The sequence below is a fragment of the Paraburkholderia sp. BL17N1 genome (assembly GCF_003634175.1).
In the GTDB taxonomy this organism is placed as follows: domain Bacteria; phylum Pseudomonadota; class Gammaproteobacteria; order Burkholderiales; family Burkholderiaceae; genus Paraburkholderia.
Genome location: NZ_RBIW01000003.1, coordinates 216,036 through 236,265, shown reverse-complemented (window position 1 = coordinate 236,265; position 20,230 = coordinate 216,036). Strand labels below are relative to the sequence as shown.

General features: G+C 56.7%; 17 protein-coding genes. 7 read left to right on the top strand and 10 right to left on the bottom strand.

The genetic code is table 11. From position 1 onward, the window contains the following. Nucleotides 1–101: 101 nt before the first annotated feature. Nucleotides 102–1,142: an aromatic ring-hydroxylating dioxygenase subunit alpha gene (locus B0G82_RS36840; RefSeq protein WP_121311237.1), complete on the bottom strand. Its 1,041-nt coding sequence runs from the start codon at nucleotides 1,140–1,142 to the stop codon at nucleotides 102–104. A 648-nt stretch (nucleotides 1,143–1,790) separates the two neighbouring features. Between B0G82_RS36840 and B0G82_RS36835 the strand changes: the two genes are divergently transcribed. The 3 genes from B0G82_RS36835 (at nucleotide 1,791) to B0G82_RS36825 (ending at nucleotide 4,394) form a co-directional block, all read left to right on the top strand. Further along, nucleotides 1,791–2,753 carry a PDR/VanB family oxidoreductase gene (locus tag B0G82_RS36835; RefSeq protein ID WP_121311236.1) on the top strand — a complete coding sequence of 321 codons (963 nt, stop codon included), beginning with the start codon at nucleotides 1,791–1,793 and terminating at the stop codon, nucleotides 2,751–2,753. Between the two features lie 717 nt (nucleotides 2,754–3,470). After that, the gene (locus tag B0G82_RS36830; protein ID WP_121311235.1) at nucleotides 3,471–3,893 is read left to right on the top strand and encodes a DoxX family protein; all 423 of its coding nucleotides are present in this window, start codon (nucleotides 3,471–3,473) and stop codon (nucleotides 3,891–3,893) included. A gap of 246 nt (nucleotides 3,894–4,139) precedes the next feature. Further along, nucleotides 4,140–4,394: a plasmid pRiA4b ORF-3 family protein gene (locus B0G82_RS36825; protein WP_241975099.1), complete on the top strand. Its 255-nt coding sequence runs from the start codon at nucleotides 4,140–4,142 to the stop codon at nucleotides 4,392–4,394. Here the strand turns inward: B0G82_RS36825 and B0G82_RS36820 are convergent. After that, the gene (locus B0G82_RS36820; protein WP_121311234.1) at nucleotides 4,308–4,937 is read right to left on the bottom strand and encodes a TetR/AcrR family transcriptional regulator; all 630 of its coding nucleotides are present in this window, start codon (nucleotides 4,935–4,937) and stop codon (nucleotides 4,308–4,310) included. The two genes, B0G82_RS36825 and B0G82_RS36820, sit on opposite strands and share 87 nt — an antisense overlap. 397 nt (nucleotides 4,938–5,334) lie before the next feature. Between B0G82_RS36820 and B0G82_RS36815 the strand changes: the two genes are divergently transcribed. Continuing rightward, entirely contained in the window at nucleotides 5,335–5,940 is a 606-nt protein-coding gene (locus B0G82_RS36815; RefSeq protein WP_121311233.1) for a YceI family protein, read from the top strand. A gap of 47 nt (nucleotides 5,941–5,987) precedes the next feature. Beyond that, nucleotides 5,988–6,602 carry an FMN-dependent NADH-azoreductase gene (locus B0G82_RS36810; protein ID WP_121311232.1) on the top strand — a complete coding sequence of 205 codons (615 nt, stop codon included), beginning with the start codon at nucleotides 5,988–5,990 and terminating at the stop codon, nucleotides 6,600–6,602. Nucleotides 6,603–6,616: 14 nt separating this feature from the next. Here B0G82_RS36810 and B0G82_RS39600 read toward each other — a convergent pair whose 3' ends face one another. Continuing rightward, entirely contained in the window at nucleotides 6,617–7,105 is a 489-nt protein-coding gene (locus tag B0G82_RS39600) for a hypothetical protein (RefSeq protein ID WP_134466681.1), read from the bottom strand. Between the two features lie 536 nt (nucleotides 7,106–7,641). On the opposite strand from B0G82_RS39600, the gene B0G82_RS36800 reads away from it, so the two are divergent. Together B0G82_RS36800 and B0G82_RS36795 are read left to right on the top strand one after the other, a co-directional pair. Further along, a complete protein-coding gene (locus tag B0G82_RS36800; RefSeq protein WP_121311230.1) occupies nucleotides 7,642–8,955 on the top strand; it encodes an MFS transporter in 1,314 nt (437 codons plus the stop codon). Nucleotides 8,956–9,088: 133 nt separating this feature from the next. Further along, complete coding sequence (locus tag B0G82_RS36795; protein ID WP_241975098.1) at nucleotides 9,089–10,633, top strand: lyase family protein; 1,545 nt, start codon at nucleotides 9,089–9,091, stop codon at nucleotides 10,631–10,633. 108 nt (nucleotides 10,634–10,741) lie between these two features. Here B0G82_RS36795 and B0G82_RS36790 read toward each other — a convergent pair whose 3' ends face one another. The 7 genes from B0G82_RS36790 to B0G82_RS36755 form a co-directional block, all read right to left on the bottom strand. Then, nucleotides 10,742–11,707 (bottom strand): LysR substrate-binding domain-containing protein, encoded by a 966-nt coding sequence (locus tag B0G82_RS36790; protein WP_158608224.1) that lies wholly within the window; start codon nucleotides 11,705–11,707, stop codon nucleotides 10,742–10,744. Nucleotides 11,708–12,577: 870 nt separating this feature from the next. After that, on the bottom strand, nucleotides 12,578–14,407 hold the full coding sequence (locus B0G82_RS36780) for a tannase/feruloyl esterase family alpha/beta hydrolase (protein WP_121311226.1): 1,830 nt from the start codon (nucleotides 14,405–14,407) through the stop codon (nucleotides 12,578–12,580). A 500-nt stretch (nucleotides 14,408–14,907) separates the two neighbouring features. Further along, nucleotides 14,908–15,933 (bottom strand): branched-chain amino acid ABC transporter permease, encoded by a 1,026-nt coding sequence (locus tag B0G82_RS36775; protein ID WP_166799499.1) that lies wholly within the window; start codon nucleotides 15,931–15,933, stop codon nucleotides 14,908–14,910. A 4-nt stretch (nucleotides 15,934–15,937) separates the two neighbouring features. After that, entirely contained in the window at nucleotides 15,938–16,822 is an 885-nt protein-coding gene (locus tag B0G82_RS36770; RefSeq protein WP_121311224.1) for a branched-chain amino acid ABC transporter permease, read from the bottom strand. Nucleotides 16,823–16,835: 13 nt separating this feature from the next. Then, nucleotides 16,836–17,597, bottom strand: a complete 762-nt coding sequence (locus B0G82_RS36765) for an ABC transporter ATP-binding protein (protein WP_121311223.1) — start codon at nucleotides 17,595–17,597, stop codon at nucleotides 16,836–16,838. Next, nucleotides 17,578–18,348: an ABC transporter ATP-binding protein gene (locus B0G82_RS36760; protein WP_121311222.1), complete on the bottom strand. Its 771-nt coding sequence runs from the start codon at nucleotides 18,346–18,348 to the stop codon at nucleotides 17,578–17,580. The genes B0G82_RS36765 and B0G82_RS36760 overlap by 20 nt, the downstream gene beginning before the upstream one ends. A 213-nt stretch (nucleotides 18,349–18,561) precedes the next feature. Continuing rightward, nucleotides 18,562–19,788, bottom strand: coding sequence for an ABC transporter substrate-binding protein (locus tag B0G82_RS36755; RefSeq protein WP_121311221.1), 1,227 nt, complete (start codon nucleotides 19,786–19,788; stop codon nucleotides 18,562–18,564). Nucleotides 19,789–20,230 lie beyond the last annotated feature (442 nt).

The window sequence follows — 20,230 nt, the reverse complement described above, 5'->3', positions numbered from 1 at the left end:
TTGCCTCCTCGGGTCATTAGCAAGCCAATTCCGGCGGCGTCTGTGTCATGCCTACGATCCGCTTTACGGTTGAAGCGGGATCTGCGCGACAAGCGCACCCGCTACGCTTCGCGTTCCATCCAGCGCGCCACCATACGACGCGCCTGGATGCCCGCCGCATCGGCCTTGACGCTACGCTCGCCGGTGCTCACACGACGCGGCCGACGGCTTGCCTGCGCCTGGATTGCTTCAAGCACGACGCGGTCTTCGTCGAAACCCGTACGGATCGCCCCGACCAGATGGTCCATTGCCTCCGGCACAGTGGCGAAATCCCGGGCGATGATCCAGAAATACAGCATGTGGGTCTGATCAACCGGCGTCGTGGCATGCGCTACGCGAAAACGAGCTGGCGCACGGTCCGGTTGCGAGGGGTCCTGGAAGTCCACACAACCTTCCTGCAGCGCCGGCGACAGGAATGATCCGCGGTGTTCGCGATGCCACGGTGTGCCGGGAGGCACGCCGAGCGACATCGCGTAACCCGGCGCAAGCGGCTTGTTCACGAACCGCTGACGGTACTCAACGGTTTCGCCGTCACCGCTTACTTCGGGCGGATTGGTCCAGTCTTCAATCTGGAACGTCGATGCATGCACATACCCGAAGTGCGTCAAATCCAGCACGTTTTCTTTCAGGAGCATGTAGTTAGCCGAAATTTCCATCTGACCAGAGCGGGTCGCAAACGTCGGGTCAGTCATCCAGGGTAGCTCTGGCGGCGAGGGCACCGAATCAATCATCGATGTGTCACCAAGCCAGATCCAAACAAATGGACCGACCTCTTTCACCGGATAGCGCCTGGCGGAGAAGGAAGGCGCGGCATCAGCAGATGGCACGCGCACGCAGCCGCCTGTGGCATCAAAGCAGAAGCCGTGGTAACCGCACTCGACGGTGTCGCCGCGAAGCCTGCCGAGTGAAAGGGGCGCCTGGCGGTGCGGACACCGGTCCTCAAGCGCTGCGACGGTGCCGTCCTCCTGCCGAAAGAGCACCACGGGCGTATCGAGCAGCCAGCGGGCCAGCAGCGAGCGTCCCACCTCGTTGCCGAATCCGGCAACCCACCAGCAGTTGTAGGGATAATTGCGGGCTTCCGCGATGCTTTCCGCAATATTCATGGTTGTCACGATGTCTCGCTCCTTTGTTGGAAGATTTATGTTTTCCCCCTGATGCCGCACCGGGCACAGATTCGGCACCCGACGCCCCGCGCTCTACGGCGCGATCATCTTTCACTCACCTGACATCACCGCACCACATCAACCAACGCAGGCGAACCGTCGTTGACAAAGACAATATATTAATAAACGATTCGTATCGTTTTACTTTAGCGCAGGTATCTTTTATGTGCAAGCGTGATTACTCTACGACGCTTTCCGGCGTCCTGACGCCGACTTGCCTCACCCGGCCATCAGCGGCGTTTGCGTGCTGCGGCAAAGTCGAATGTACACGGCACGATCATTTCCGCATGACACCGCACAGGGAGTCCAGTGGTCACGCATGAGCCAAGGGTAAATCCCGTTGACGGCGACAACGTGTCTGACTACCATTTCGATACGGAACGTTTCGTTTATCAAGCCAACCTACTACGAAAATCAGTCGCACGAGACCAGGGTAGCCAGGGCATGCCACTCTTCGGCGAGCAAAGCAGGTGTCCCCAAAAACGTCTCTGCGTGACTGAACCCCAGAGCGGTCCGCGACTCTGCGGAAAAGACCCTACCCGACGGTTAGTCCTGCAAGGTATCGGGTTATCAATCAGGAGTTTTGACATGGACGCAGTAACACGCGCAGTGCGCGTCGTCTTCAAGGTGGTGGAAGCCCGCGACATCTGCAGTTTTGAACTGGCTGCCATTGACGGCGAAACACTTCCCCCGTTTTCTGCCGGCGCACATATTGACGTGTATCTGCCCGCCGGGCTGACGCGCCAATATTCGCTGTGCAACAACCCGTCCGAGAGGCATCGCTACCAGATCGCCGTGCTCCGGGACACGAATTCGCGCGGCGGTTCCACCGCGATGCACGCACTTGAAGTCGGTCAAACCATCCACGTCAGCGACCCAAAAAACCATTTCCCGCTGGTACACGACGCGCATCACAGCGTGCTGCTGGCGGGTGGCATCGGCATCACGCCATTGCTGTGCATGGCCGAGCACCTGGCGAGTCTCGGTACTTCGTTCGAACTGCACTACTGCACGCGCTCTGCGGACCGCGCGGCCTTCCTTGAACGTATTCGAGCCTCCCCGTTTGCAGGGCGCGTGCATCTTCACTACGACGACGGCCCCCCGTCCCAGAAGCTCGATCTGGCCGCCGTGCTCGAACGCACCCGTTCCGACGTCCATCTCTATGTCTGCGGGCCAACGGGTTTCATGGACTGGTCACTCGAAACCGCGAGGACTACGGGATGGCCTGAGGAGCGCCTTCATCGCGAATATTTCGCGGCCGCGCCCATTGATACGAGTACCGATGGCAGCTTCGACGTACAGATGGCTTCGACAGGTAAAGTGATCCGTGTGGATGCCCACCAGACTGTGGTCGCGGCGCTTTCCGCTCACGGTGTTAGCGTGCCGACATCCTGCGAGCAGGGAGTTTGTGGTGCCTGCCTCACCCGCGTGCTGGAAGGGATACCCGAGCACCGGGACATGTTCCTCACCGTCGAAGAACAGGCTCGTGGAGATCAGTTCACGCCGTGCTGCTCGCGGTCAAAAAGCCCCAAGCTCGTCGTAGATTTATGACGCATAACGATGGAAAGCCGCCTGATACTGCCGTTAGCCTACCTGCCGGCTTCCGACGATGAATACCGCCAGCAGTTGTGAAGGAGTCAACCTTCAGACCTCGAAGGTCGGCTCATCGCATATTCGCCGGCGATGCACGCAGGTTCCATGACGGCAAACGCCAACGACTTTGCTCGGCGTGTGGGACACACGCCGCGGCGCATGGCTGATGTCCTTCACAAGATTACCTTGCTGAACTGACAACGGTGGCAGTGCATAATCTCGGGCCGGCCTAGGGCCAGGAGGCTTACCTGTTCACCGACATCACTTAGGAGAGCGAGATGGGCTGAAAATTTCTGGCTCTTGGCATCGGCGCAACATTGGACGCCGTTGGTCAGCGCGCTGCTCGACCGGGGCGAAGCGGTCAAAGCGGCGAGCCGGTCTGGCGCCTCGCTGAGCGCAGCTGACGGTACGGTCGGACTCCGCCGATCCGGATACCAGCGCACTTACGTGCGCGCTGTTTTCCCTTATGGTGATCGTCGGGCCATTGTTCATGAGACTCACCGTCCTTGACAAAGCAGTACGATACTATACATTATCGTTTCGAATGGAAGTCCGGCGCATACGGACGTCGCGGATGCCGTGCTGTGTTTAGCTATCAGTGTCATCTTGCGCGTGAGTTTCGTTCTACGCGCTCTTTCATTCTTTTTCCTAACTCAATTGAAAGGAGCATTGACGATGCCACCCTCCTCAACCGCTGTACCATCTCGTTCCGGCACCGTCCTGAATGTAGGCCTCTGGATCGCGCAAGCCCTGATCTTTGCAGGTTTCGTAGTGATCGGATGGATCAAGTTGTCCAAACCAATTCCCGAACTTGCTGCCATGTGGCCCTGGACCGGACAGTTACCCGAAATCGTCGTACGCACGCTCGGCATCATCGACATCGCCGGCGGCGTCGGCATATTCCTACCTGCTCTGTTGCGGATCCGGCCGGGGCTTACCGTATTGGCGGCGCTAGGCTGCGTTGCACTTCAGATTTGCGCGCTAGTGTTTCATGCGTCGAGGGGCGAGCTCGCCGTGACTCCGGTTAACCTGATCTTCCTTGTCCTCGCCACATTTGTTCTGTGGGGACGCCGCACGCGGCCCGCAGCCCAGCGTTGAGTCAACATGGCCGCGGTTCTGGAACCTGGCAAAAGGCGCAGGGTGCCGACCCGGCCACTACTGCCAATAATTCTTCGAACGCCATGTCCTCTCTCCCTCCCAACGCTCTGCTGTTCGGCGAATCCGTGCGGCCGCGCGACCACCCGTGAATCTGAACGACGGCCGCGAGGTCAACAACACGATATGCAGCTTCGACGGGCTGTCCGACGGCAAGAAACATTGTGCGGTGACAACTGGCGGCATCGTGTGAAGGGCGAGAAGGTCCTGCCGCCTGATCCTGAGTTGCGCTCGCCCATCTGCCCGGACGGCCGCAATGCCTGTCCGCCGCCAGATGTTGGCGGCGTACCCGGCAATATCGATCTCCTCGACGCGATCATCGATCCCACTTATCGGAGAGGATTTTGTCTCATCGAGTCAGTTCATTTTTGCGAGAAGTTCGCTTGCGGAAATCTCGGCCCGCTCTCGCCACTCCTTGGCCGTAGCACCTTTCAGGCCAAGTAACATGCGGATCGCATCGACACCGACAAGACGGCTGAAAAATGCCTCAGATGCTTTCCTCCGAGCCTTCGCGCTAACTCCCCTAAATGATTGGTTCTGCGCCAGGAAAGCGTCGAGAGTCACCGCCCACACATTGAAGAGTGCGTTGTAAGCGGTCTCGGCAAGATCCGGAAACCGTATTGCCTCGGTTATAACTACCCGCAACAGTGATGTGACCTGTGGACTGGCCAACTTCTCCTGAAAAAGAGTGCCCACCTTAACCAGAGCATCTTGTAGCGGCATCTGCATCAGTCTGTCGAATTCGGCCTGTTCGTCAGCACTGGAATGATCGCAAGCATTGGCGATGACCGCAGCAAACAGATCCTCCTTGCGCTTCGCATGACGGTAGAGCGTCATGATGGAAACCCCGGCGGCGTTGGCGATGCCTTCCATGCTCACGCCTTCGTAGCCCATCTGGAGGAATGCTTCCGCAGCAGCATTCAAGATCGCAGCGCGCTTGCGCATCAGGAGCTGTGCTTTGGGATGATTGTCCGACCATTGCCTCATGGAGATGACCCATACTTACCAGTTCTATCGATATGAAAGAATATCATATCGACACAGTTCAACTGCACATTATCTACGCGATCGCCCAACCATACGGCGGACCCGGAATACCAGTCTTGTTGTGTGCAGCCAGTAGTACACGACAGTCGCAGCAGCCAGCAGATTTCATCTTCGTACAAGCCGGGAAGCGAAGGCGCCGCATTTCCCGCTCAAAGAAGCTGATCCTCGAGCGTCTTGGTGCTCGTCACGCTTTGCGTTACAAGCGGGGCGGCCGACCGACCACAGCACGATCTCATCTCAACTTCGTTGACGTAACGATAATATGTCATATACTATCGAACGGACTTGAACCTTAGCCACTTCCGCACTTCTCATTCACCGTATTGGAGATACTCGAATGTTCGTTCGACCGTTCATTACTGCGTCGTTGTTCACGCTTGCTTTTGTGGCTGGACTGGGTCAAGCCCAGCCCCCCTCCACGGACGGGATTGAAACCGGGCACTACGCAATCGAGCCTTACCACACTCAGGTGGTTTTCTCACTTTCCCACTTCGGTTTCACCGAGTTCACCGGTCTGTTTTCCGGTGCCTCCGGAACACTTGATTTCGACCCTGCCGCCCCCAAAGCAGACAAGCTTGATATCACCGTGCCGGTGTCCAGCGTGTTGACTACTTCAACACAACTTAACGAAGAACTCAAAGGGGGGCAATGGTTCGATGCAGCACAATTTCCGAATGCCCATTTCCTATCCACTGACGTGAAACGTTTCAACGCTACTGATATCGGGGTCTCCGGAACCCTGACGCTCCACGGCGTGAGCAAGCCAGTCGTCCTGAAGGCTCACCTCGTTGGGGCCGGCATCAACCCGCTAAACAAATCCAAAAACATCGGATTCAGCGCCACGACGACAATCAAGCGTTCGGACTTCGGCGTGAACCAATATGTACCGATGGTGGGCGATGACGTGCGACTGACAATCGCTGCCGGCTTCGTCCAGCAGTAGACCACCGGCGTGTCCACAACCTTACGAAGAACACTGGGAAATCTATTATGAAGATCCTGCACCTCGACTCAAGCATCCTTGGAGACTATTCCGTCAGCCGCGGTCTGTCGGCCGCAATTGTCGCAAAGTTGCTAACGCTTCATCCTGACGCTGAAGTAATCCGTCACGATCTGGTGGCCGATCCGATCGGCCCACTGTCTGGTGATCATGTCGCTGTAATCCGTACGGGGACAGCACCGATAAGCCCGGCATTGGGCGAAGATGTTTCCAGAGGTAACGCATATATCGACGAGCTGTTTTCCTCCGATGTCATTGTTATCGGAGCGCCGATGTACAACTTCTCGATCGCCGCTCAACTCAAGACGTGGATCGATCGCATCGTCGTCGGCGGTCGTACGTTTCGCTATACAGAGACTGGCGTGCAAGGTCTGCTGCCGGCATCAAAAAAGGTATTGATCGTTTCATCGCGCGGTGGTGCTTATGCCGGCGAAAGCCCTATTGCCGCATACGAACATCACGAAAGCTATCTGCGCACGGCCCTCGGCTTCATTGGCCTGACCGATGTCACCGTCATCCGGGCCGAAGGTCTGAGCCTCGGCGATGAAGCAAAGGCACGTGCGATTACCGAAGCAAAGTCGCAGATAGCAGCCCTATCTGTCTGACAGGGGGGCCTCATTCATTCGGACAGGGCCTCCGAGTTTTCAAGTGAAGTCCCTGAGGCAATCAAACTGCCGATTTTGTCGCTGGCGGTGCGCCGAAGTGATGCTTGAACCGGTGTCTGCTCCGAGAGCCCGGAGGTGGCGTGATACACGCAGCAGCTCTGAGCGGGCAACAGGCCCATCGCGGCACTGATGACGGACGGGTCGGTATCGTTCACGATTATCAGCTTGTTCATCTGAGTTGCTTGGCTCACATTTGGCTTGTATTCGTCACGGCCGAGGACACCGTGCCGAAAGTAGCCCGCACGCCGAATCTGTTGGCGACGCGCTTCAGCCACCTGATCGGCAGGCTGCTCGCTGCCGAGGCGCGCAGCGCAAAGTAGGCAACCGACAGGCGCAGGCGACTGCGACGCCAATTCAGGCCTCACTCCTGCTGCCATCACAATATCCAACTTGATTGATCCGACCGGCAACCTCGCTCTCAGCGGCGAAAATGAAGTTTCCACACGCCCTCGGCCATCTGCCGCAAACCGATCAAGAAAGCAACAAATGCGCTGCCGCGCCAATTCATTGCGCTGCTGGTGACGTTACCATCGACCGCCTAAAGACAAAAACTGGGCAGCTGCTTCGGCTGCTTCTTCTCGACGAAACAAAGGCAGGTGTCAACCGTTGGTTGACGCAACAATTTGGCCTTGCTATCCGCCGGCTCGACATGCGGTTAGCATCCGCCGTACTGTCTCTGAGGCCTTGGTGGCCGGGTGATCCATCTTGAGCTTTCGCACGGAGCCCGAAAACATCCAGACACCGCACTCGTTCGAACGCGCTATCGATATACACCTTGTGGCGAAAGGGACGACGTCGGATCCGTCGAGAGTCGTGGAGTCGAGGTGAGCGTCCAAAAGGTTCCTGCAGATTTTTGCAGAAGCGAAGGTACTCAGTGGAGCCTTTTTTTGCCGGCGCAAACTCGGCGCCTGTCGGGATTGTTGTCACACTGCATACGAACCGGACGTTACGTGTTCATGTTTTGATTAGAAGGTGGTCAATGAATACTGCTCACAGCGCGAAAGGTACGCACCCGAGTTCTCACCTGGTAGTGCCTCGACAAAATTACGGTAAAACCATTGCTGCCATTACCGTAGGTAACGGCTTGGAATTCTTTGACTTTGCGATATACACTTATTTTGCAACGGTCATCGGAGAGGTATTTTTTCCGTCTGGTTCGAAGCTCACGCAACTCCTATTTTCGCTTGCCACGTTCGGCGTTGGCTTTGTGGCGCGTCCGCTCGGTGGGGTAGTGATCGGGATGTACGCAGATCGCGTGGGGCGTAAATCGGCGATGGTACTAAGCCTTTGGCTAACCGCCCTCGGCTCGGCAGTGTTCGTGGTAGCGCCGACCTTTGCGACAATTGGCATCTTCGCTCCGGTTTTGTTAATCGTCGGACGCTTGATACAAGGATTCGCGATCGGCGGGGAGTTCGGTGCCTCGACATCAATGCTGGTGGAATACGCAGGCACCCATAACCGTGGAGTCTTCGCAAGTTGGCAACTGGTGAGCCAGGCCGCAAGTACCTTGCTCGGATCGCTAACCGGACTTGCCTTGACGACGATGCTCACGCACGAGCAGCTCATTTTGTGGGGTTGGCGCCTAGCATTTGCGCTCGGTATCGCGGTAATACCGATCGGTGCGTATATTCGCAATCAACTGCACGAAGAGCCACTGAAACCCACCGCTGCCAGACGGATGCGAAGTCCCGCTATGGAGCTCTTCCGTGACCATAGCAGATCTCTCCTGGTGGCTGTGCTCTTGATCGCGGGCGCGGCATCAGCCAACTATATTGCTCTGCATTATCTAACCAACTTTGCAGTGGGCGTCTTGAAGATGACCTTGGCGCAGGGGTTATGGGCGTCAATTCTTGCTGGGTCCTTGCAGCTAGTGATTGCGGTCCCGGCCGGCCTCGTCAGCGATCGCTATGGGCGAAAGCCGGTCCTGGCCACAGCTTGGATAGTCCTTCTCGCGTCAGTATTTCCAGCGTTTTTATGGCTAAGTACAGCCCCTAATCTTACACATTTGCTTGGACTCGCCGCCGTCCTTACGATCCCCACTGCGTTTGTCACGGTAACGACAGTTACGATGATCTCGGAGATATTCCCGCGAGCAATCCGGGCTACCGGTCTGTCCATCGCTTACAGCCTTGGGGTGTCGATATTTGGTGGGTTTGCACAATTTATTGCCACCTTGCTAGTTCAGCTTACCGGTTCCAAGCTTGCACCAGCCGGCTATATGATTGCTCTGGGTCTCGTCGCATTTGCAGCGCTGACACAATGCGATGAGATGGCGGGTAGAACGCTCGATTGAAAGAGCCTGTCGGTATCACGCATCGCGATCCAAATCCGGGGCGAAGCGCTTACCGCAGGAGGGAAGTCGCATTGCCGCAACGGCGATGCCCGCGTATAAAAATGGTCAAACTGGTCCGCTACTTCGAATACTTATGTCTACCCTATCCGCGAACACCGATAACCAACGGTCTGATGATGGCTCGTGTATTTGTCCAACGTACGACTCTCCTGCCGCTCAATCGATTAGAGACGCGTTTTTCTGGCTCGGGGAAATCAACAAGGCTTCTTTGGTAACAAACGTGCGCCATGGACTGCTTGATGAAGAAGTCGCATCTCGGATTGCAGCTGCACTGAGTGAAGTCGTGCACAACGGCGAGCAGACCGGTGGATCACGACCAGACCTGGTTATCACATTTGAGCCTTTGTTAATCGAAGCAGGCGGTGTGGAAGTGACCCTATTGCATGCAGGGCGATCGAGCCAGGATATGTTGGCCACGGTGGCTGCCGCAATGTACCGCGGAAGCTTGCTCGATCTGGCTCGTCGGCTAAATAGCTGCGCTCTCACGCTTCTCAACTTGGCAACAACGTATCAAGATACCATTGTTCCGAATTACACAAACGGTGTTGCGGCTCAACCGAATAGTTACGGGCATTATCTGCTCGGACACCTGGCTGGGATCCAACGTGACCTAGATCGCTTGCGGCAGATGTATGCGCGACTTGATCGCTCACCGATGGGAACAACTGTTTTGAACGGAACCAGTTGGCCACTCGATCGAGATGCGATGGCGAACCATCTTGGGTTCGCCGACGTGATTGAAAATGCATATGACGCGGTACAGATCGCCGGCGCGGAAATCCCCGTTGAACTTGGTTCTCATTCGATGAACGTGGCATTGCATGTCGCAGCGTTCGTTCAAGATGTGATGGTCCAGTATGCGCAGGCACGACCATGGATATATCTGAACGAGGGAGATGGCAACACATACCGATCGAGTTCCATGCCACAAAAGCGCAATCCCGGATTGTTGAACGATCTACGTGCTGACGCCTCTGGGATACTTAGCTTGGGCATCGGTCGCGCGATCGCAGCACACAATGTCCCGCCAGGCATGAGTGACGGGAAACGTATCTCGGAAAATTTAGCCGTCGTCGACGGTGCACGTCGCCTCGTTGAAAAATTTCAACGTGCTTTGAATGCGTTGGTGATCGATGCTGATCGGGCTCTCGATGAAATCAACAGCGACTGGACGGCCTCCCAGGAAATCGCCGACGTACTTATGCGAAAACACAAACTGCCGTTCAGGCTAGGACATCACTTTGCATCGGAACTGGTGGCGACGGCGAAAAACGAAGGCATTCGACCAAATGATTTTCCCTATGAACGTGCCGCGAGGATCTATCAGGAGATGCTTGATGACGCGAATGATCAAGCCCGCCTTTTCCCTATGGACGAAACCGAATTCCGGGCGGCTCTCGACCCGGCTGCAATCGTGGCGAACAGGGCCACTAAAGGCGGCCCGCAACCTGGGGAAATGCAGCGCATGCTGGCGGCGCATGCGAAAGAATTAACGGAAACCACCCAGTGGATAAACGATCGCAGCCGGGTTATCGAAACGTCACTCCGGGATTTAAACCGCCTTTTTCTCGATTGTCTCTCGAAAGCCGGCGCATGGCCCATAAAGTTAGAACCGTGAGAATGTTGATTCGGAAGCTGTGACGTCGGCAGATGTCGGATTAAGCGTTGGTTCGTCGAAGCGGTAATCCACAGGTGTTGACTGGTATCTGCGCCAGACAGGGCGGCGTCAATCCACCAAGTGCGATTCAACCATGGCAAATATTCGTCGCACGGATGAAATCGGTGAGTTCTCGAGATCGTGCGCCACTCGGCGAAAAGTATTCAGGAACGCGAGCGCAGCCCCCTGCAGTGGTTCATATCGCCGCGTTATAAGACACGTTGTGCCCTCGGTTCTAAGCCCGCCAAGATTAAGGGCTGTATATCGGTCACGAATATCGGGAGATTCTATGAGCGGCCAGGGTACGACCGATAACATGTCGGTCGACCTCACAATGGCAAGAGCCGCGTGGACGGATCGTACGTAGTGCACCCTACAAATATCGGGCGAAGCACTCTCATTGCGTTGACCAAGTAGTTCTGGGATCATTCGCCCAATAGCCCTGCTTAGTAGCCAATCGAAGTTGAGCAGATCGGCTATGTCATGCGCGTTCGCTGCCGGATGGTCACGTCGGGAAACCACGGCATATGAGTACGTGTACATCGGGCGGACATCGAGTGCGCTGTCATTTGAATTGTCCGGCTGTGGCCCAAAGGCAAAATCAAGCTGACCGTTTCGTAATGCAAGATATTCTCCTCCGAGCTGTTCGGAAATATCTATCTGTACATCAGGTCGCTGCACGCGGAAGTCTCTCACAACGTCAGGCAAGACTCCATGCATCAGCCATGGAGCAATTGCCATGCGTATCAGTCCGCCCGGACGATGCGCCATATGACTAACCTCATCGCTTGCTCGTTGCAGTTGCCTAAGGACCAGCCGTGCATGCGCAAGGAGTGCTGCTCCGGCCTCAGTCAGGATTACACCCTCCACACGTCGTTCGAGCAAAACCGCGTTTACCGTTTTTTCGAGCTCTCGTAGCGCGTTACTGACGGCGGTCGGAGAACGGGTCAAGTATGTCGCCGCCTTTCGAACACTGCCGCGATCGGCAACAGCAACAAGACATTCGAGTTGGTATAGTTTGAGTGTGCTGTTCATGATGAAGTCGAAGCCTTCGCTTACCATCACGACGCCGCCGTATTGCCGACGTCTTTCGTACAATGCGACGCTGACAAACGTCGAACATCCCTATCATCGTCACCACTTCTACTTACTGTCAATCGCTGACCCTGCACCGTCCTTCACGCCTGGAATCGCGCGCACGTCTTCATTGTAGCGTTGCTATTCAACAGGGCAGTAAGAACCGCCTGAACCACTGGGCCAAATCGCGCGCTGACGCCACCGACCAAGGCCATCAGAATTTCCGTTCCCGATCGGGACCAACGGAACTCCGCCAAGGTCGCGAAACCGAGCACCAGCGTTTTCATTGCCCGCCAGTCCGCGATAGCGGTAGACAGTGGCCCAATCGAGCCCTTCAAAGTTGGCGACCGGCCTTCTTTGGAAGTGTATCGTCATCAGGTAGGCGCATTTTTGGGCATCGGCGATGGGAATGTCGATGGCGTTCAGGAACCGCGCAATCGCGCTTGACTTTAACGGTATCCGTGGGAAAGCGCTCTAGATGCACGCCGCGGGGTGGCCGCCCAGCGGGGGTGTCTTGCCTTCATAGCTCTCCACGCCTGGTCTGCGCACGCCCGTATCCTTCACGCGTGTGCGATCGCTACCGCACCGCGCGGCGCGAGCGCTATTGGAACGAGTTCCAACCCAGGCAGTCGAGAATTTACGCGTCGGCCCGGCCTTGCTGCGCCGGCCGCGGGCGCCATGAAGTGGTCAAACAGCGGTGCCAGATCCACTGGTTAATCTCGCGGCCCGGTATGGATGGCTTGAATTTTCTTCGGCGCCGACACCCGACCCTGCTCGTCGCATTCCGCCTGCTGGCCAGCGTCGGATCTCATCGGCGTCGTCAACTACTCACTGGCAGCTATAACTGGCGGCGGTATTAGGATCGCCGGCGACGAAGGTAGCCTTCTTTGGGTAGAAGCATAGTGGCAGACTCTTTTGCACCGGTCCGCCGCATGCGGTGCTGAAGGTACATCCGGTCAGTGTTCCCGGTACGCCGGTCTTCAGCACGAGGCCGTCTGGCGGAATGCCTTTTTCGACCCAGTCGAACATAGCATGCAGCATCTGGCCCCGGGCCGGAGTCGGCGCATAGCCAAAAGCGGGGTAGCCGTGTCCGTTACCAGCAAGTTCGGAAAATCGGTAGAAACTCTGAACCGCGTCAATTCCACCCATTTTCGAAAGCACATGCGAGTAGTAGTTGATCGATCCCTGAACGGGAAAGTTATTGTCATCCATGCCTTGCCAGTGGATCAACTTTCCGCCCCGCGCCTTGAACGCTGAGAGGTCGGGGTCGTCAGTATTGATTTCGGCGAAGGCTGTGTTGTTGAGCGCAACACCACGATCAAAGGCGTTGTTTAACTGCGCATAGCTGAGCTGCTTGTACAGATTCTGACCATTGCCGGTGGCATTCACAAACGTCGGATCCGACATGGCCGAGTTCTGGAGAGCGAGCGCCAGGAAGTGATTGAAAATGGAAAAAGTATCGCCCGACAAACCCGGAGAGAGGGACCGCGAAGAACCAAACCAGCGCTGATTGGGACCAGGCTCCACGCCCCAGCCCGAATCGACCGCAGGATCTGGCACGCTTCCGTCTGCAGTCATCCCGTACCAGAACTTGTTCATCGCAGTTGCCTGTAACTTGGTTACGCAGGATGCCGTAGCGTTCTTGCCGCCATCCGAGACACAGAGCACGTTCACGTCTTTAGTAGGATCATACTTGCACATCGAGGGGTCGAGCATGTACCCCAGATGCTGCCCTCCCACCACGTCGCAGGCGTTCATCGCAGCCTGTGCCACAGAGTCGCTCTGCGCAGAAGAGACTGGATGCCCTCCGAGGTCCTGCGCCACGACGATGCTTGGATAGGTCTGTCCCACCATGAACCGCGTCCAGTTGATCGCAGGGTAACCAGCGACGATGCCGTCGTATTCCTCGGGGTGCAGTTGCGCCTGTTTGAGCCCTTGCCTGCCTCCAGTTGATCCGCCATCCCAATAGGTATATTGCGGATCTTTACCGTAGTAAGCCCGCGCAAGCGCTTTCGCCATCAATGTTTGCTGGTAATTCGCGCGCTGGGCGAAGTCGTTCCACAACGTCGCATTGAGCGTTCCGTCGGGGTTCATCGCGAAGCTCGCATTGCCTGAAGCGTCGATCTGGCCAGGCAGCAGACCATTATGGCCCGCGTCGCTGCCAACCGTCACGACGCTTTCCTCCGAGGCGACTTGCGCAAGTGATCTGTAGTCATCCGAGGCGCTTTGGTGCGAAAACTGAGTCGGGTCACCTTCAGCGGACCCTGCCCATCCGCCGTTGCCCATTGACACAAGGCGACCCGTCCATGCCGCCTTTTCGGGCAACCAGATCTCCATCCCTATCCCAGGCGACGTCGATGGCGCTCCGGCGGGCCCGGGGTTCCCGGGTCCCACCATGAGCTTAACAACACACATGGCTTGCGGGGACGGAACCGTGTCCTCGACGTACAGCTGCGGAAGAGGATCACCTTTGTTCAAGTGCTTGACCAGGATCACTTTGGTTTGGGCGTCCGGCTTGAACTGTGACGCTATGGATTGGTCACAGCTAAGCGCCGCCACCGGCTGGCCGGTCAGGTCGCTGCTGCCGTTTCCGCAGCCGCTGAGAGCACTCAATGCGAATGCGCAAAAGAGTAAAAACTGTACTCGTATGTGGACCATTGGAATCTCCAATTTGCCGAACAGCCTGGGCCACGCTTGGCTTGCGCTACGTCGGATCTCAGTTGATATCAAAAATTTGCCAGCGCTTATTGCTAAAACACCCAGTATGAAAACGTGTGCCTTATATCGCAGGATCACTTCTGCTGTATCTTCCCGTTCTACTCGGAATAATTAATCAAACAAACCAGGTTCGTTTTCAGGAAGTGAGCTCCAAGGTGGTTAGATTTTCACCGCTCGCGCACGAGGGGAACACGCTATGCCGGCCCTACAGCCTGCGTAATATCGACCTGAGCATCGGGTACACTTGGCGACATCGATGACAGGTTCGATGCAGACGTTAACTTCTTCAAGCCTCGGAGGCGGACGGCGGCCGGATCGATGTCGCACCGTATCAATAATCGATCAAAAACAGGTCCGAGAGAACGATCCTGTCTGCGGCGCCTGCCTACCTCCCCGGTTCCGTTAGCGATCAAAGGCGGCAAGTACCGGTCGGGTTGAAATCAGGGCGACGCCTGAGCGATTGCTCGCTTCTTGACAGCTTTAGCGTCATGCCCTTTCGCTAAAGTGATCAATCTTTGCTCTACCTCACCGACGATCCCGCGTCGAAACAGCACGACGCAGCAAACGAAAAGGACGCCGGTAACCAGATTGACTGACTCTCCCAACTGCGAGAACTGGGATACGTGAGTCATGTCCGCGAGCCAGTTTCCAAGAGTCGCGAGCTTTGTTTCGATACTTACCACTATCACTGCGCCCGCCACCGGACCGAGCCGCGTTCCCAGCCCTCCAAGTAACGCCATCAGGATTGCGGTACCGGAAAGTGTCCAGTGCAGATCCGCCAGGGTAGCGAAGCCAAGCACCAGCGTCTTCATCGCGCCTGCCAGTCCGGCGATCGCGGCGGACAACGCGAACGCAACGAGTTTCAGACGGTCCACGTCGTACCCAAGCGAAATGGTCCGGGCTTCGTTTTCATGCAGCGCACGGACCACGCGGCCGAAAGGCGAGTCGATTACCCTGTTGATGAAAAGGAACACAGCCAATGTGAGGGCAAGAATGACGTAGTAGAGCGTTACGTCGCTATCCAGGGAAACAAGCCCGAACAGGGAGCCTCGCGGCACCCCCTGAAGTCCGTCTTCACCCCCGGAGAACGATGCCTGCACAAAATAGAAGTAGACCATTTGCGCAAGAGCCAACGTCACCATTGCAAAGTAGATCCCTTTCCTGCGGATCGCGAGTATGCCGAAAAGGAACCCGATGGCGGCTCCGATGAGGGTGCCAGCGACCAGTGCAGCTTCAGGGTGCAAGCCGAAGTCACGCAACATGATGCCCGCTGTATAGGCAGCGGTGCCGAAGAAGGCGGCGTGTCCGAATGACAGCAGGCCGACGTAGCCAAGCACCAGATTAAGCGAGCATGCAAATAGCGCAAAGCACATGAGCTTCATCAGGAAGACCGGATACGCTCCGAGCAAAGGGGCGATCGCCAGCCCAAGCGCGATTGCTCCGAATATTAGCCAGTTTCGCATCATTGCCTCACTTTGTTTTACCGAAGAGTCCAGCAGGACGGACCAGCAGAACTATTGCCATGACGACAAAAACTACCGTCGCGGACGCTTCCGGATAGAAGATCCTGGTCAGGCTCTCAATCACGCCAATCGCCAAACTGGTCAGAACCGAACCAACGATCGATCCCATACCGCCAATCACAACGATCGCGAATACCGTGATGATGACGCTCTGCCCCATCAGCGGAGATACCTGCATAACGGGAGCCGCTAACACCCCAGCGAGCGCAGCGAGTGCGACGCCGACGCCATAGGTCGATGAGACGAGCGATGGGACGTTCACACCAAACGATGTAACAAGACGCGGGTTCTCGGTCGCCGCGCGAAGTAACGCACCAAGTTTCGTACGCTCGACGGCCCACCATGCCACGCCACAAACCGACAGCGATGCGACAATGACCCATACTCTGTAAGCCGGCAGCATCATGAAACCAAGATCGACGGGTCGGGCCAGATTCTCGGGCGCTGGGTACGTCATCCCCGACACACCGTAGGACGACTTGCACAGTGACTCGATAATCAAGGTAACGCCGAGCGTCAGGAGAAAACCGTAGAGATGATCCAGCTTGTAGATCCGCCGCAATAGCGACCGTTCGACAGCTACGCCGCAGAAACCCGCCAGGATTGGCGCTACCAGCAACATCGCCCAGTAGTTCAAACCCAGATAGTTGGTGCCCATCCATGCGAAGAGGGCCCCGAGCATAAAAAATGCTCCATGGCTAAAATTGATGACGTTGAGCAGGCCAAAAATGATAGTCAGCCCCAGGCTCAAGATGGCATAGAACGACCCATTCATTAAGCCAATCATCAACTGGCCAAGAAGGGCATTCGCCGGCATTCCAAAGAGTTCCACGATCGGGCTCCGTTCAGATGTTCAGCAAGCTTTGCAGGGCCGCCCGCTTCTCTGGCAAACGTGCAGCTTCGAACTGCTCGACAATGTTGCCGTGTTCCATCACATAGAACCGGTCTGCGAGCGGCGCGGCGAACGCAAAATTCTGTTCGACCAGAACAATCGTAAAGCCGCGCGATTTGAGCAGCCGGATCATCCGCGCGAGCGTCTGGACGATGACGGGAGCCAGACCCTCGGAGATCTCGTCGAGCAGGAGGAGGTTTGCGCCAGTTCTCAGAATCCGCGCTATCGCAAGCATCTGTTGCTCCCCGCCGGACAGGCGCGTCCCCTGACTCTTTCGTCGCTCGGCAAGATTAGGAAAGAGGTGATAGATCTCGCCCAGGGACATCCGGCCGTCTTTCGACCCTGGCAGCAAAGGTGGTAACAGCAGGTTTTCCTCGCAAGACAGGCTCGAGAAAATGCCCCGCTCCTCCGGACAAAATCCAACTCCGAGGCGGGCGACTTTTTGTGGAGGAAGCGCGATTACCTCGCAACCGCCGATGCGCACGCTTCCACGCCGCGAGTCGGTTAGTCCCATGATCGCTTTCAGGGTGGTGCTTCGTCCCGATCCGTTGCGCCCCAGGAGCGTGACGACTTCTCCCTTTTTCGCGACCAGATCGATACCATGCAAGATGTGCGACTCACCGTAGAAAGCGTGAAGACCCGTGACGCGCAGCGCATCGTTGCTGTCGCTGCTCGTTGCGGCTGGTGAGACCCGTTCAAGAATTGCCTGACTCATCGTCGGCTCCCATATAAGCTTCCTTTACCCGCGCGTCGGTGGACACCTGAGCGTAGTTCCCCTCTGCGAGTATCTCGCCCCGCTGAAGGACCGTAATGGTGTCGGAGATGCTGGAGATGATTTTCATGTTGTGCTCGACCATGAGAATCGTTCGACCTTCCGCCACCCGCTTGATGAGCGAGGTCACCCGGTCGATGTCTTCATGTCCCATGCCCTGCGTGGGCTCATCCAGAAGCATCAGCGCAGGATCCATCGCAAGCGTCGTTGCAATTTCGAGCGCACGCTTGCTTCCGTAGGGAAGCTCTGCAGCGCGAGTGTCAGCGTCTGCGGCGAGACCGACCTCGTCCAGGAGCTCAATCGCTCGGGGTCGAAGGCCTGCAAGCACGCGCGAGTTTTTCCAGAACAAATATGAAGACTTCGTCGCGCGCTGCAGCGCGATCCCCACGTTCTCGGCGGCTGTCAAGTTAGGGTAGATTGCCGAAATCTGAAATGACCTGATAACTCCCCGGCGCGCGATCGCAGCGGGCGCTGCACGCGTGATGTCTTCGCCCGAAAAGATGATCTTTCCGGCGGTCGGAGCGAGAAATTTCGTCAGCAGATTGAAGCAGGTGGTCTTTCCCGCACCGTTAGGCCCGATCAGCGAATGGATGCTCCCACGACGCACACGAAGATCAACAGATTTCACTGCGGTGAACCCGGCGAATACACGCGTTAAACCACGTGTCTCCAGAATAAAATTATCAGCTACCATTTTCCGCCTCGAACAAATACCACGGTGTTGCACGATTGCCTCAGGCGCGCCGAAGAAGTCTGCCGACTGGGGCCTGTCCGGTGAATCAAGATGGCTCGATCAAGGAAAGAGACAAGCGCCAGCGTAAAGATGCTGAACGTGCTGCCTCACTTCTCCCATCGCACCGGGACGCCCGTCCGACCAACGCGCAGCACGAGCGTCGAAAACAGAGCGCTACTTTTTCGCGATAGCCGGACAACGGCTCGCTGAGATAGGAGCGAACGCATCCTTCCCGGCGATGACCTGTTTAACGGTGTAGTAATCCCACGGCTTCTTCGACTGCTGGGGGCTCTTTACCTCGACGACATACATGTCATGAACCATCAGCCCGTCTTCGCGGATGGTTCCGTTTTTCGCGAAGAAATCGTTGACAGGCGTCGCCTTCATTTTCGCCATCACGGGGTCGGCCTCGTCGGTTCCCGCTGCCTGCACGGCCTTGAGGTAATGCGTCGTTGACGAATAAACGCCCGCCTGGATCAGCGTCGGCATGCGTCCGGTTTTGGCAAAGAACCGCTGCGACCATGCACGGCTTGCATCATCTCTGTCCCAGTAGAACGGCGTGGTCAGCAGCATCCCTTGTGCTGCAGGCAGGCCGACACTATTCACGTCACTAATGAACATGTGCAGCGCCGCAAGTTTTTGCTTGCCTGGACCCGTGATACCAAATTCACGCGCCGTCTTGATAGCATTCACCGTGTCGGCGCCAGCATCAGCCAGGCCGATGACCTGCGCTTTTGAGGCCTGCGCCTGCAACAGGAAAGACGACAGGTCTGGCGAATTGATCGGGTGCTTTACCTTTCCTACCAGCTTCCCGTTATTCGATAGCAGTGCTGCAGTCGCATCCTTTTCGAGCGACGCTCCTAGCGCGTAGTCGACGGTCAGGAAGTACCACGAATTGTCCCCTGCCTGCACCATCGATTTGACGAGACTGTGAGTGAAGCTGTACGTGTCGTACGAGTACTGAACGGTGTATGGCGAGCAATCCTCGTTGCTGAGTCGCGTAGTACCCGCGCCGCTTGCAATGGCGATTCGATGCTTGGCTCGCGCGACGTTAGACACGGCAAGCGCGACAGACGAAGGGAGGAGGTCCTGCACCATATCCACGTGTTGATTGTCAAACCAGTCTCTGGCGATCGTGGCCGCCACGTCCGTCTTGTTCTGATGGTCCGCACTGATCACGCGGATCGGTACACCCAGCACCTTTCCACCAAAGTCGTCGGCGGCCATCTGTGCAGCAACGACCGAACCCTTGCCACCTATGTCCGCAAAGATCGAGGACATGTCCGTCAACACACCAATGGTGACGGCGCCATCGGTCGCTCCCGCGGCTTGAGCCGTCGAAGCCTGCACTGCCATGGTGAGCAAGGCGGCAAGCGTCAAAGTCAACGTACGTTTAGACATGGTTGTCCCTTTAGACAATGGTTTAAAAGTTGATCCCGGTGCGCACGAACCACGTCAAGGCAGCGAATACGCTTTTGTACGTAGCTTGGTTACTTAGCTGATATTAGAAGGTGTCAAAAATAGTCGCAACAAGTTATGAAAAACCCTGGGTGGCGATCGACCTACTCCTTTTTGGGCTTCAAATCTCAACATCGATTTCATATAGCGTCATTGGTGCCCCGCGTACCAGGAGTAAGCGGGGCTGCCCCGAGCTGACGTTATCAACCCGGGCGTCACTGGCGAATCGGAAACAGTGATTGACAGGAAGAGGACAGGCGCGCGACGGCACACCGTGTAACGTCCGGGCGGGGTGTGTGCACCCCGGCGACGGCCCGGGGGTGACGGCTCAGCTGGGCCTAACGGGTAATGGTGGCGCTTTGGTGAGGAGACTGAGTGGCGTGAC